Genomic DNA, 13,200 nt, shown 5'->3' on the forward strand with positions numbered 1-13,200 from the left:
TCAGGGCCGTTGCGGCTGGCCGATGATCGCGAGGCGCAGGCGCGACGAGATCACGTCGATGACGGCGACGGTCACCAGGATCATGAAGATCAGCACGCCGAGGGGCGGCAGGTCGAGCACCCGCAGCAATTCGGCCAGATATTGGCCGACACCGCCAGCGCCGACGATGCCGATGATGGTGGCCGAGCGCACGTTGGATTCGAAGAAATAGAGCACCTGGCTGGCCATCACCGGCAGAACCTGCGGGATCAGGGCGAAACGGATGCGGTGGATGCGGTTGCCGCCGGTGGAAAGCACGCCCTCGCTCGCCTTGTTGTCGGTGGTCTCGATCGCTTCGGAGAACAGCTTGCCGAAGGCGCCGAAGTCCACGCAGATGATGGCGAGCACGCCGGCGAAGGGACCGAGGCCAACCACGCCGACCCAGACCAGCGCCCAGATCAGCGCATCGACCGAGCGGATCACGTCGAGGCCGCGGCGCACGGCAAACCGGACGAAGACATTGGGAATGACGTTGCGGGCTGCCAGGAAGGCTACGGGCGCGGCCAGCACGGCCGCGGTGAGCGTTCCCGCGAAGGCGATGGCGAGCGTTTCGGCGAGGGCCTCGACGAAGAACCAGAATTTGCCCTCGTCATTGGGCGGGAACATCTGCACCACGAAGGTGCTGAGCCGCGAAAGGCCGCTGAAGAACCGATCCGGCGTGACCTCGAGCCGGATCATGGCGACGACGGCAAGGGCGAGCAGGACGGCGATCACGCCGCCCGCCAGGAAACGCGTGCGCCAGGAGGTCTCGAAATGGGCGCGATGGCGAGCCGCCACGGAGGCGAGTTTTTCAGGGCCGAGCGGGGCGAGAGGGCCTGCCGGACGCGGTGCCGGGCCGTTGATGCGGTTGTTCATGGCGTCGCCTCCTGACCGATCAGGCGGTGGCGCAGCTTCTCGGTGGCGAAATCGATGATGAAGACGGTGACGATGATCATCAGAAGAATGGCGCTGACATCGGCATAGGCGAAGGTGCGGATCGCCACCAGGAGTTCCTGGCCGATGCCGCCGACGCCGATGAAGCCCATGACGCCGGCCTCCCTCACATTGATCTCGAAGCGGAGCAGGGAATAGGAGGCGAAGTTCGGCAGGGTCTGGGGCAGCACGGCAAAGCGTATGCTCTCCAGCCAGGAGCCGCCGGTCGCGACTGTCCCCTCTACCGGCTTCATGTCGACATTCTCGACCACTTCGGCAAACAGCTTGCCGAGCGCGCCCATGGTGTGGATGGCGAGTGCCAGGGCGCCGGCCATCGGTCCCGACTTGAAGGCGATCAGGAAGATCATGGCAAAGACGATGGTGGGAACCGTGCGGCAGAATTCGAGCCAGCGGCGGACCACGGCCCGCAGAAGCCGGCTACGCGTCAGATTTGCCGCGGCCATGAAACACAGGGCGAAGGCACCGAGAACGCCGAGCAGCGTGCCGAGATAGGCGACGAGCAGCGTGTCGCCGAGCAGCACCAGCCACTTGCCGAAGCCCCAATACCACTCCCTGATATCGCCGACGAAGTTGCCGAGAGTGAGGGGAGGGGCGATGCGGCTGAAGAAGGACGTAAAGTTGCCGATATGCGTCCACAGGAAGCCCGGCCGGACCGACGCCACATGCGCCGACAGCGCGTAGAGGGCGATGCCGACAGCGACGGCGAGCCAGATCCGCCGCTTCTTGGCGGCAATGGTTGCCTGGTAGGCTTTCAGCAAGGCTCGGGCCTGCGCTTCCGGCAAGCTATTGATAGCCGGCAATGTTATATCCTCCTGCCTGGTCGAGCGGCCGTGGCCTACTGCGAAATCCGCCTGTGCAAAGGGCGCGCACCTCGCGGTGCGCGCCCTCTCTTGCGATCATGCCTGGCCTTACTGGGTCTTGCGGAGCGTGTCGTTGAACTTCACCATGTCGACGATCGGCTGATATTCCTTGGCGCTGATCGCCGTGAGTTCAAGATCCTTGCCGTCGGAAAGCTTGTCGAAATTGGCCTTGTCGTTCTTGGCATAGTCGATCAGGGCCGTGCCGATCTTCTTCTTCAAATCGTCGGGCAGCGAGGCGAGCACCGTATAGGGACCTTCCGGCAGGAAGGGCGTCTTGTAGATGACGCGGAAGTCGGCCCTGGTCATCGGAGTGCCGTCATCCTTCTTGAGGATGCCGCGGCTGAGCATGCGGGTCAGGTTGGAATCGTCTTCCGAGTTCCAGCTGTTGGCCGCGGCGTCGGCGGTACCCTGGGCAAGGGCCAGCACGGCGTTGTCATGGCTGCCGGCGAAGACGACGGAGGAGAAGAACTTGTCGACGTCGATGCCCTGGCTGTGCAGGCCGAAGCGCGGCGCATTGTTGCCGGAGGTCGAGTTGGGGTCGACGAGGGCGAGCTTCTTGCCCTTGAGGTCCTCGATGGTCTTGTAGGGGCTGTCGGCCTTCACATAGATCACGGAGTAGTAGCCGGTAAGGCCGTTGTTGTGGCGGGGAACTGCGACCGGCTCGGTGGCGACGCCGGTGATGATGGCGCGGGCGTAGGAGGCCGGGCCATACCAGGCGATCTGGGCAAAGCCGGCGCGCTGGGCTTCGATCACGGCGGCGTAGTCGTTGGCGATGTTGAGCTTGACCGGCACGCCAACCTGCTTGGCGATGTAGTCGGCCAGCGGCTGGTAGCGATCATTGGTGGTGGAGGCGTTTTCAGCCGGAATGACGGCGAGCGTCAATTCGGGATACTGGGCCTTCCAGTCCTCGGCCTGGGCAGTACCGGCGGCAAAGCTCATGGCTGCTGCGGCAAGGCCGAGCAGCGTGCGGCGCGAAAGCATAGGTCTCTCCTGTCGGAAATATCGTGTTCTTGTGGCTCTTGAAGATGCGCGGCCGGCCTGTCAGGCGGCGACGCTGGCGGGGCGAGCCTGACCTGCCCATTTGGTGTCGGCATCGGCGTCCATCACCTCGCCGGCCTCCAGGCCGTAAAGGTCGCGGGCCGCGTCTGCCGTCAGCGCTGCGGGAACGCCGTCGAACACCACACGGCCTGCGGACATGCCGATCAGGCGGTCGCAATAGCCGCGAGCGAGATCGAGCGAATGGAGGTTGCAGATGACGGTGATGCCGAAATGCTTGTTGATGCGCAGCAGGGCATCCATCACGATCTTGGTGTTGCGCGGGTCGAGCGAGGCGATCGGCTCGTCCGCCAGGATGATCGAGGGTTCCTGCACCAAGGCGCGGGCGATCGCTACGCGTTGCTGCTGACCGCCGGACAGGCTGTCGGCGCGCTGGCCGGCGAGATTGGCGATGTCGAACTGCTCCAGCGCGGCGAGTGCCATGGCCTTGTCTTCGAGGCCCCAGAGCTGCAGCACGGCGCTGGCCGTCGAGACCTTGTTGAGGCGGCCCATCAGCACATTGGTGAGCACGTCGAGGCGGCCGATCAGGTTGAACTGCTGGAAGATCATGGCGCAGCGCGCGCGCCAGTCCCGCAAGGCCTGTCCACGCAAGGCCGTGACGTCGACGCCGTCGAAGGAGATCGTGCCCTCGCTCGGGTCGACGAGGCGGTTCAGCATGCGCAGCAAGGTCGACTTGCCGGCCCCCGAGCGGCCGATCACGCCGATGAAGGCGCCGGGCGTAATTTCCAGATTCACATCGGCGACAGCCGTCTTGCCGCCAAAGCGCCTGGAAACTCCTTTGATCGCCAGCATGAACAGATCCCTTCTCGTGCAGGTTTCCGGAGTCGGTAACGCCGGGCGATTACAGAGGGATGGCAGTTCAATGATGTTTCAGTGACGATCCCCCGCGGATGTCGCCGGCAATTGCGACAGGCCGGGCGCTCGGATCGTTTCTTGTCATGGCATTGTCGCAGGAGGATGGGAAGCAGGAGGCTTTCCATCACCGGTGAATTGCCTTGCCCAAACTCAGCCACGCGCCTTTCATCGACCCGACGGCTTTGATTTCAGCGAGCCGGCTCGGGCGTTACACCGAGGTGGGTCCGCGGACCAGCCTGAACGAGGTCGAGCTCGGCGACTATTCCTATGTCGTCAACGATGCGGACATCGCCTACAGCCATATCGGCCGTTTCGTCTCGATCGCGGCCCATACCCGCATCAATCCGGGCAATCATCCGATGGACCGGGCAAGTCAGAGCCATTTCAGCTATCGCGCCTCGGCCTATTTCGAAGGCGAGGAGGACGAAACGGAATTTTTCGCCTGGCGCCGACGGCATGACGTCCATATCGGTCATGATGTCTGGATCGGCCATGGCGCGATCGTGCTGCCGGGGCGCCGGATCGGCAGCGGCGCCGTGGTGGGCGCTGGCGCCGTGGTTACCCGCGACGTCGAGGCCTACACCATCGTCGCCGGCAATCCGGCGCGGCCGATCCGCCGTCGCTTCGAGGATGCGATTGCCGATCGCCTGCAGGCTCTGGCCTGGTGGGACTGGTCACATGAGGCGCTGCGCATGGCCCTTCCGGACTTCCGTGAGCTCCCGGTCGAGGCTTTCCTCGACAAGTATGAGACTCTTGCCGTTGAGGGGCTAATCGGTCCATCCTGAGGGCATGGCTGATGCACTGCTCCATTTTGAAGATTTCCCGGTCGGCGAGATTGCGACATACGGGTCGTACCGGCTGACGCGCGAAGCCATCCTCGCCTTCGCCAGGGAATATGATCCCCAGCCGTTTCATCTCGATGAGGAAGCGGCAAAGAACACCATGCTGGGTGGACTTGCTGCTTCCGGCTGGCATGCCTGCTGCATTTTGATGCGGCTCAACTGCGATGGCTTCATGCTCAACTCCACCTCGATGGGCGCGCCCGGCATCGACGAGGTCAAATGGCTGGCGCCGCTCCGCCCGGATGTCACGCTGAGCGTTCGCCGCACGACCCTGGAGGCGCGCGCTTCCAAGAGCCGCCCCGAGATGGGCCTGGTGAAGTTCCTGTTCGAGCTTGTGGCTGATGGAAAGACGGTGGTGACCACCCAGACCGGCTCCATCATGTTCAGCCGGAGGCTGGCGGCATGAAATATTTTGAGGATCTCGCCATCGGCGATACCGACGAGATCGGTGCCTTCACCTTTTCGGTCGAGAACATCAAGCGCTTTGCGATGCTCTACGATCCCCAGCCCTTTCACGTCGACGAAGCGGCTGCGGCGGCCAGCCATTTCGGCGGCCTGGTGGCGTCGGGCTGGCAGGTTGCGGCCGTGTGGATGAAGCTCCTGGTGGCGCATCAGGAGGTCGAGATCGCCAGAGCACACCAGCTCGGCAAGCCGGTGGTCAAGCTCGGCCCGTCACCGGGCTTTCGCAACATGGTCTGGGCTAGGCCGGTGCGCGCCGGCGATACGCTGCGCTACAGCGTGGAGGTCACGGGCAAGAAGGAGAGCACCTCCCGGCCCGAATGGGGCATTGTCTCCATGCTGAGCTCGGCGCTCAACCAGCACGGCGAACAGGCCTTCCGCTTCGAGGGCACGGTGTTTTGGGAAAGGCGGGGGTGAAAGAATCAAGCCAATCCTCCGTACCCCCAAGCGTGCCCTACCGTTGCGTTTGCCTAAAAGAGCACGGGATAGGCTGACACTCCAAATCCCCTTCGAATAAAAACCGCAACTGCAGTACTACGTCACTGTGGCAGGCCGCTCCAGCTCCGCATAGAACGCGTAGCCGCGGTAGAGGTCACTGGTCCGGAGCTGCAGGTGCTCGCGGCTTGCGAGTTCCGCCAGAGCCGCGGGCAATGCCGCGATCGGATGGACGTGGAAGCGCGCCAGCCAGGCAAAGAGCAGCCGCTTGAACCAGCTCGGGAGGCCCTCCTGCTGGCCGAAATCCACGATCAGGAGGCGACCGCCCGGTCCGAGGGCTGCAATGGCCCGTTCCAGCACGGCCTGCCAATCCGGGATCATCGACAGTGTGTAGGAGATATAGATGCGCTCGAAACCCTTGCGCCCGAATTGCTCGGGTGAGAAACGGGTGGCGTCGGCCTGGGCCACGGTGACGCGGGCCAGCCGATTGCGGTCCAGCGAGTGCCGTGCCGTTTCGAGCATCGCCGTCGAAATGTCGAAGCCGGAGAGCGGCGTGGCGGGGTAGCGCCTGGCCACGGCAATGAGGTTGCGGCCGGTGCCGCAACCGATTTCGAGAATGGCATCGCTAGCAGCCGGCCGCAGCGATGCGATCAGGTGATCCCGGCCGAGCAGATAATATTTGCGCGTGAGATCATAGATGTAGCGCTGGTGGCGATAGATCCGGTTCATCGCCGCCGCGGCATCGCCCGTCTGGATCTCGATGCTCAATGGAGGGCTCGCAGCTCGTAGAGATGGAAGCCGCCATAGATGGCGGAGCGGTCGCGCGCAGTCCAGGCCCGGCAGCGCTCGCGATCATAGGACCAGCGCGCTAGCAAATCGGCGGGAATACGCCCCGGCAGCAGGCTTTCCTCGGCGGCGGTGCGGAAGATCACGCGGGCGCCGGGGCGGGCCGTGCGGGTGATCTCGCTCCACAGTTTGGTGAGGATGACATCGGTCATCCAGTCCTGGGCATCGAGCAGCACATAGGCGTCGAGGCTGGCCGCCGGCTGGGCCTTGAGATGGTCGATCAAATTGACATGGCGAACATCGATGCGGTCGGCGCGGTCGCGCACGGCCTCGTAGGCCGCCGGCTCGAGATAGGGCGGCACCGGCCCGTCGCCATCGGGTTTGTAGCCGCGGCCGAAGGCCTGCCAGGCGAAATAATTGTCCTTGAGGTCGAAATCGCAGGCGAGGCGTTCCAGCCGCTCGCGCAGCACGTCGGCAATGCCTTCCCCGTCGGCTGCCGCCCCGGCCAGGGCGTCATACTGCTCGGGCGGAATGCCCAGGCCATAGAGCGAGGCCCGCCGGCGCGTGAGCCATTTGATATGGGGGCGATCGAACAGGGGCGCGATGCGCTCGTCGAAGACCCGGCGCTGCTCGGCGAGATCGCGAGCGGCCAGGAGGTCGGCCGGATCGATGCGATGCAGCCGTCCGATCAGATGTCCCAGGCCGATGAAACGGCCGAGCAGGCCGTACCGATAGAGGTTCTTGCCGAAATAGCCGATGCGGCGGCGGCCGAGCAGGTCACGCCCGTCCCAATAGGCGCGTGTCTCGGCGTCGAGATGGGAGCGCAGTGCCGTCTCGTAGATCGAAACATTGCGGCGCTGGTGGGCGCGCGCGAAGAAATCGTAGAAGGCGGCATGGTCGGGCAGGTGCCGGGCCGCCGCGATCTTCAGCCGGTTGAGGGCGATATGGTGGCGGTTGAGGTCGACCGCGGTGATCGCGGCCGGGCCAGCCTTGAGATAGCTCATCACATTGCAGCCGCCGGAGGCGATGGCAACCAGCCGGTCGTCGGATTTGAGAGCCAGCGCTTCCATGTCGATCTCGGGATCTTCCCAGATCTGGGCGTAGACGAGGCCACTGAAAGCCAAGGTGAAGAGCCGGTCCTGCATGCCGCGCAGCGACAATAGCCGGTGATGCTCCACGGCCTGCTTGACATGGCCCTGGCCCTTGGCTGGCGCCTGTGTCCCGATGCTGTTCACATCCGTCATGCCCATCCGCTCCTTCGCCGAATCCGGGTTGCGCGATGGGATTCGCGGATAAGACCAAGCGATGACGGGGGGATGACAAGGGGCCGCCAAAGCGACGCGCAGGCGACAGGTCCTCAGGCCGTACCGGCCGCCTCCACGCGTTCCTTGCCGAGTGCCGCCGCCATAAGCGTGCGGGTATAGGTTTCGCGCGGTGCGTCGAAGATCTGGGCGGTGGAGCCCTCCTCGACGATGCGTCCCTCCTTCATCACGACGACATAGTCGGACAGCGCGCGTACCACCGACAGATCATGGCTGATGAACAGATAGGACAGGCCGTAGGTGGCCTGCAGGTCGCGCAGCAGTTCGACGATCTGTTTCTGCACCGAGCGATCGAGCGCCGAGGTCGGCTCGTCGAGCACCACCACCTTGGGCTTGAGGATCATGGCGCGCGCAATGGCGATGCGCTGGCGCTGGCCGCCCGAGAATTCGTGCGGATAGCGGTTGCGGGCGGTGGGATCGAGGCCGACCTCCGTCAGGGCCTGGACGGCCCGCTTGTCCCGTTCGGCAGCCGACAGGCTGGGCTCATGCACCCTAAGGCCTTCGGTGATGATGGATCCCACCGACATGCGGGGAGAAAGCGAACCGTAGGGGTCCTGGAACACCAATTGCAGGGCGCGCCGCAACGGACGCATGTCGAGCGCGCTTGCCCGCGAGATGTCGCGGCCATCGAACCGGATGTCGCCTTCGCCGGTATTCAGCCGCAGCAAGGCGCGGCCCAGGGTCGACTTGCCCGACCCCGACTCACCCACGATGCCGATGGTCTGTCCCTGCTGCAGGCGCAGGGAAACATCGTCCACCGCCTTCAGATCCATCGCCTTGTGGCCGCCGAAAAGACTGCCGCTGAGATGATAGGTGACGCGGATGTTGCGGCCCTCGAGCAGCACGGGAGCATCGGGACGTGGTGGATCCTTATGGCCCGACGGTTCGGCCGCCAGCAGCATCTTGGTGTAGTCATGCCGGGGATTGTCGAAGACCTCCTGCGTGGTACCGGCCTCCACCACTTCGCCACGACGCATGACATAGACGCGATCGGCGAAACGCCGGACGATGTTGAGATCGTGGCTGATGAAGACGATCGACATGCCCAGGCGCTGCCTGAGATCGGCGAGCAGGGACAGGATCTGGGCCTGCACGGTGACGTCGAGCGCGGTGGTCGGCTCGTCCGCAATCAGGAGATCGGGATCGTTGGCGAGCGCCATGGCGATCATTACACGCTGGCGCTGGCCGCCCGACATCTCATGGGGATAGGCATCCACCCGCCGCTCGGGATGGGGAATGCCCACGAGCTTGAACAGCTCCACCGCCTTCTTGCGGGCTTGCTTGTAGCTGCCGCCGCGATGATGGACGATTGGCTCGGCCACCTGACGCCCGACCTTGTAAAGCGGGTCGAGCGAGGTCATCGGCTCCTGGAAGATCATGGTGATCTTGTCGCCACGTACCTTGTTGAGCTCCTTCGCCGGCAGGCCGAGCAATTCCCTGCCGCGATATTTGGCCGATCCCCGGACCTGGCCATTGCCGGCGAGCAGGCCCATCAATGCCATCATGGTCTGGCTCTTGCCCGAGCCGGATTCGCCCACGATGGCGACGGTCTCGCCTTTGCTGACCTTGAGGTCGATGCCCTTGACCGCCTTGACCGTACCGTCGGGGGTGCTGAAGTCGACCTCCAGGCCGCTGACGTCGAGGAGGATGTCTTTCGTATCCGGATCCGAGGGTGTCTGTTGCATCGGTCTTCCCTTGAGCAAAATGCGGCTAGGCCGAACCGCCCCCGCGTTTTTTAACGTGTTGATATCGGCAGCATTTTGCGGTTCAAAGCGCCTCCGTCTGAAAGAAAAACGCTCTAGCGATCTTTGGGGTCGAAGGCGTCGCGCAGGCCGTCGCCGATGAAATTGAGGCAGAACAGGGTGGTGACCAGGAAAATGGCCGGGCAGATCAGGAGATAGGGGGCGGCTTCCATGGAATCGGCGCCTTCCTTGATCAGAGCGCCCCAACTGGTGAGTGGTGCCTGCACGCCGAGCCCGAGGAAGGAGAGGAAGCTTTCGAGCAGGATGATGCGGGGAATGCGCACCGTCAGGAACACCAGCACCGGGCTCAGCGTGTTGGGAATGATGTGGCGGCGAATGACCGCCCCCTCGCTGAGCCCCAGGGCGTGGGCTGCCGAGATGAAGTCGCGCCGCTTCAGCGACAAGGTCTGGCCCCGCACGATGCGGGCCATGTCGAGCCATTCGATGGCGCCGATGGCAACGAAGATCAGCCAGAAGTCACGCCCGAAGGAGGCCACCAGCAGGATGACGAAGAACATGAACGGGAGAGAATAGAGGATCTCGACGAAACGCATCATCAGATTGTCGGTACGCCCGCCAATATAGCCCGACACGGCGCCATAGGTGACGCCGATGACCAAGCTGACCAGGCTGGCGAGCAGGCCGACGAGCAGCGAGACCTGGCCGCCGATCATGATACGCGTCATGAGATCGCGGCCATTGCCATCGGTGCCGAGCAGGAAATACTGGCCATTGATGTCACCCTGCATGACGACCGTGCGGCCGTCGTCCCGGGTCTCGGTGACCTTGGTGTTGCGGAATTCGTCGATGCGGTCGACATAGCGGGTGGCGCGCGGATCGATCGCCCGGCTCGACGTCAATGTCGCCGTGAACTGGGTGCCCGATGTCTCGAAGGATTGGACCTGCAGACGGGCCTGGGAAGCCGCACGCTTCATGGCCTCCTCGAGCGTCGCATGCTTGGGATAGGGCGAGAGGCTGGGCGGAACCTTGACGTAGGACCCATAGACCTGGTCGTAGCCGTGAGGCGAAAAGAACGGCCCCAGCACGGAAAAGATCACGATGGCCGCAAACACGAACAGGCTGACCATGGCGGCCTTGTTGCGGCGCAGCCGCAGCCAGGCGAGTTCGAGCAGGCTGCGGCTGCGCGGGAGTGTGGCGGGTGCCAGGCTTGTTTCAGTCATGACGCACCCTCGGATCGAGCCAGGCATAGAGCAGGTCGACGATCAGGTTGAAGATGATGATGAAGACCGAAACCAGCACCACGGTCGCCATCACCAGCGTGTAGTCGCGGTTGAGGGCACCCTCGACGAAATCCTTGCCGACGCCGGGAATGCCAAAGACCTTTTCGACCACCACCGAGCCCGTCAGCAGCGAGGCGGCGGCGGGAGCAAGATAGGTGACGATCGGCAGGATGCCGGCGCGCATGGCATGGGCGACGATGGTCAGTTTGGCGGGCAGGCCATAGGCCTTCGCCGTGCGGATGTGGTCGGCGTGAAGGGCTTCGAGCATGGAGCCGCGCATCAGGCGGGCAAAGGTCGCCAGTTCCGGCAGCGCCAGGGTGATCATCGGCAGGAGCAAATAGCGAAACGAACCGTCGCCCCAGCTGCCGGTCGGCAGCCAATGCAGGGTTTGTCCGAAGAGGAGCGCGAGGACCGGCCCGATGACGAAATTGGGTATGGTGATGCCGATATTGCCGATCGCGGTTACGGCAACATCCACGATCGAATTCTGGCGCAGTGCAGCGATCGTTCCGATCAGAATGCCGCCGACGACAGCCAAAAGCAGGGCCATGCTGCCCAGTTGCAGGGAGTATGGCAGTTTCTGGAGGATGATTTCAGAGACCGTATAGTCGCGATAGACGTAACTGGGGCCAAAATCGCCGCGCAATACGTTCCAGATATAATTTAGATACTGTTTCCATACCGGGTCATCGAGATGATAGACGCGGTTCAGGTTGTCCATGATCTGCGGCGGCAGCGGCCGGGCGAGATTGAAGGGCCCGCCCGGTACCTGGCGCATCAGGAAAAAAGAAAGCGTGACGATCACGAACAGGGTCGGAATCGCGCTCGCCAGACGCTTCAGCACGAATGAAAGCATGACATCGCCTCGGATTGGCTGTCTGCGAAGCGTTCAGGCCCATCATCGGCGAGGCAAGCACGCTTCTCCAGCCGCGGATGAGAGACAGGAGGATGGCCTCCTGCCTCTCACACGCAGCAGCTCATTCCTTGGTGAGGAAACGCGTGCCGTGGTGGTTGGCAAGGTTGTCGTGCCAGCCCTTGACCTTCTTGGAGACCAGCCAGGGGTCGTTATAGACCAGCAAGGGTGTGACCGACGCATCGCGCAGCAGCATGGCTTCGGCGTCGTGCAGGATCTGCATGCGCTTGGCCACGTCCCGCTCGGTGAAGGACTTGGCCATCAAGGCATCGAATTCGGGATTGTTGTAGTGGCCGTAGTTGAAGACCTTGTTGGTGGAGACACCCAGGGTCAGGAAGTTCTCGGGATCGGCATAGTCGGCGACCCAGCCCGCCCGCGTGACGTCGAAACTGTTGCCCTGCTGCAGATAGGAATAGTGGGACTTGAGATCGGAATTGAGCATGGTGACCTCGGCGCCGAGGCCCTTCCACATATCGGCGATCGCCGTGGCGACTTTCTTCCAATTCTCGTTGGTGTTGTAGCGGATCTCGACCTTGAGCGGCTTGCCGCCCGGACCGTAACCGGCTTCTTTCAGCAATTCCTTGGCCTTATCCTCGCGGTCGAGCTGAGGCATGTCGGCGAAGTCGGCCTTGGCTGGCGTGTAATTGACGATGCCGTCCGGGATCCAGCTATAGAGCGGCTGATAGACGCCGTTCAGCACGTCATTGGCCAGGAAGTCGCGGTCGATCGCCATGGCGAAGGCCCGTCGGACCCGGATGTCGTCAAAAGGCGGCTTGCGGGTGTCGAAGGCGTAATATTCGCTCGACGTCGATGGCGAGACGTGAACCTCGTCGCCGACCTTCTCCTGCAGGAACTTGCGCTGATCGGCCTGGAATTGATAGGCGAGGTCAAGTTCTCCGGCCAGGAAACGGCGCTGGATGGCGGCCTGGTCCTCGCTCGGATAGGCGATCACGCGGTCGATCTTCACATTCGCCGCACCCCAGTAATTGGGGTTCTTCACGAAGGTGAGGTGATCGCCGGGGATCTGCTCGGTCACCGTATAGGCGCCGTTCGACACCAGCTTGCCCGCCTTGGCGAAATCGCGGCCATATTTCTCGACATTGGCCTTGTTCACCGGCACGACGCTTTGATGAGCCAGGAGTTCGGGGAAGAAGGGAACGGGGCTTTCGAGGGTGATTTCCAGCGTGCCGGCATCGATGGCCTTGACGCCGAGCGTATCCACCGCTGCCTTGCCCGTATTAATCGCCTGAGCGTTCTTGATCGGGTAGGACAGGCTGGCATATTCGCCGGCTTCCTTGGGATCGAGATTGCGCCGGAAGCTGTAGACGAAATCCTCGGCCGTGACCGGGTCGCCGTTCGACCACTTGGCGCTGGGCCGCAATTTGAAGGTGTAGACCAGCCCGTCCGGCGAAACCGTCCAGCTTTCGGCGACGGCGGGACCCACCTTGCCGGCGCCGTCATAGGCGGTGAGACCTTCGTAGAGGTCGTCGATGATGAACTGCTCGATATTGGTAGTCGTGTGGATGGGATCGAGCGATTGGGGTTCGCCGCCCAGGCCCTTGTTCAGCACGGTTTCGGCGGAAGCCGACAAGGCCGTGCCGCTGAGCAAGCCCACGGCGAGCAGGGCGCCGAACAAGCGCGTTTTCAAGGCTGCTGTCATCCTGATGTCCCCTCTGAAGCCAGTTGTTCCGGCTATTGGTTGAAGGCCGGCAGTAAA

At 63.3% G+C, this 13,200-nt stretch carries 13 protein-coding genes; 3 read left to right on the forward strand and 10 right to left on the reverse strand.

Annotated elements, in window-relative coordinates:
• The 4 genes from phnE (U1R88_RS09255) to phnC all read right to left on the reverse strand — a co-directional run bounded on the left by phnE (U1R88_RS09255) (position 1) and on the right by phnC (position 3,680).
• Entirely contained in the window at positions 1–894 is an 894-nt protein-coding gene (phnE, locus tag U1R88_RS09255) for a phosphonate ABC transporter, permease protein PhnE (RefSeq protein WP_322430971.1), read from the reverse strand.
• A complete protein-coding gene (gene phnE / locus U1R88_RS09260) occupies positions 891–1,772 on the reverse strand; it encodes a phosphonate ABC transporter, permease protein PhnE (protein ID WP_068288421.1) in 882 nt (293 codons plus the stop codon). Before phnE (U1R88_RS09260) ends, phnE (U1R88_RS09255) begins: the two co-directional genes overlap by 4 nt.
• A gap of 108 nt (positions 1,773–1,880) precedes the next feature.
• Positions 1,881–2,813 (reverse strand): phosphonate ABC transporter substrate-binding protein, encoded by a 933-nt coding sequence (gene phnD, locus U1R88_RS09265; RefSeq protein ID WP_322430972.1) that lies wholly within the window; start codon positions 2,811–2,813, stop codon positions 1,881–1,883.
• Between the two features lie 60 nt (positions 2,814–2,873).
• Positions 2,874–3,680: a phosphonate ABC transporter ATP-binding protein gene (phnC, locus tag U1R88_RS09270; RefSeq protein ID WP_322430973.1), complete on the reverse strand. Its 807-nt coding sequence runs from the start codon at positions 3,678–3,680 to the stop codon at positions 2,874–2,876.
• Between the two features lie 197 nt (positions 3,681–3,877).
• On the opposite strand from phnC, the gene U1R88_RS09275 reads away from it, so the two are divergent.
• From U1R88_RS09275 to U1R88_RS09285, 3 genes are read left to right on the forward strand one after another with little or no spacing between them, the layout of a single operon-like run.
• Positions 3,878–4,528, forward strand: a complete 651-nt coding sequence (locus U1R88_RS09275; RefSeq protein ID WP_322431367.1) for an LbetaH domain-containing protein — start codon at positions 3,878–3,880, stop codon at positions 4,526–4,528.
• Between the two features lie 4 nt (positions 4,529–4,532).
• Positions 4,533–4,991, forward strand: coding sequence for a MaoC family dehydratase (locus tag U1R88_RS09280; RefSeq protein WP_322430974.1), 459 nt, complete (start codon positions 4,533–4,535; stop codon positions 4,989–4,991).
• Positions 4,988–5,461 (forward strand): MaoC family dehydratase, encoded by a 474-nt coding sequence (locus U1R88_RS09285; RefSeq protein ID WP_322430975.1) that lies wholly within the window; start codon positions 4,988–4,990, stop codon positions 5,459–5,461. The genes U1R88_RS09280 and U1R88_RS09285 overlap by 4 nt, the downstream gene beginning before the upstream one ends.
• 117 nt (positions 5,462–5,578) lie before the next feature.
• Here U1R88_RS09285 and U1R88_RS09290 read toward each other — a convergent pair whose 3' ends face one another.
• The 6 genes from U1R88_RS09290 to U1R88_RS09315 form a co-directional block, all read right to left on the reverse strand.
• Positions 5,579–6,247 carry a class I SAM-dependent methyltransferase gene (locus tag U1R88_RS09290; RefSeq protein WP_322430976.1) on the reverse strand — a complete coding sequence of 223 codons (669 nt, stop codon included), beginning with the start codon at positions 6,245–6,247 and terminating at the stop codon, positions 5,579–5,581.
• On the reverse strand, positions 6,244–7,509 hold the full coding sequence (locus U1R88_RS09295) for a BtaA family protein (RefSeq protein ID WP_322430977.1): 1,266 nt from the start codon (positions 7,507–7,509) through the stop codon (positions 6,244–6,246). Before U1R88_RS09295 ends, U1R88_RS09290 begins: the two co-directional genes overlap by 4 nt.
• Before the next feature lie 113 nt (positions 7,510–7,622).
• The gene (locus U1R88_RS09300) at positions 7,623–9,272 is read right to left on the reverse strand and encodes an ABC transporter ATP-binding protein (RefSeq protein WP_322430978.1); all 1,650 of its coding nucleotides are present in this window, start codon (positions 9,270–9,272) and stop codon (positions 7,623–7,625) included.
• 113 nt (positions 9,273–9,385) lie between these two features.
• Positions 9,386–10,510: an ABC transporter permease gene (locus tag U1R88_RS09305; protein ID WP_322430979.1), complete on the reverse strand. Its 1,125-nt coding sequence runs from the start codon at positions 10,508–10,510 to the stop codon at positions 9,386–9,388.
• Positions 10,503–11,426, reverse strand: coding sequence for an ABC transporter permease subunit (locus tag U1R88_RS09310; protein ID WP_068288442.1), 924 nt, complete (start codon positions 11,424–11,426; stop codon positions 10,503–10,505). Before U1R88_RS09310 ends, U1R88_RS09305 begins: the two co-directional genes overlap by 8 nt.
• A gap of 121 nt (positions 11,427–11,547) precedes the next feature.
• The gene (locus U1R88_RS09315) at positions 11,548–13,143 is read right to left on the reverse strand and encodes a peptide ABC transporter substrate-binding protein (RefSeq protein ID WP_322430980.1); all 1,596 of its coding nucleotides are present in this window, start codon (positions 13,141–13,143) and stop codon (positions 11,548–11,550) included.
• Positions 13,144–13,200 lie beyond the last annotated feature (57 nt).

The sequence above is a fragment of the Labrys sedimenti genome (assembly GCF_034424805.1).
In the GTDB taxonomy this organism is placed as follows: domain Bacteria; phylum Pseudomonadota; class Alphaproteobacteria; order Rhizobiales; family Labraceae; genus Labrys; species Labrys sedimenti.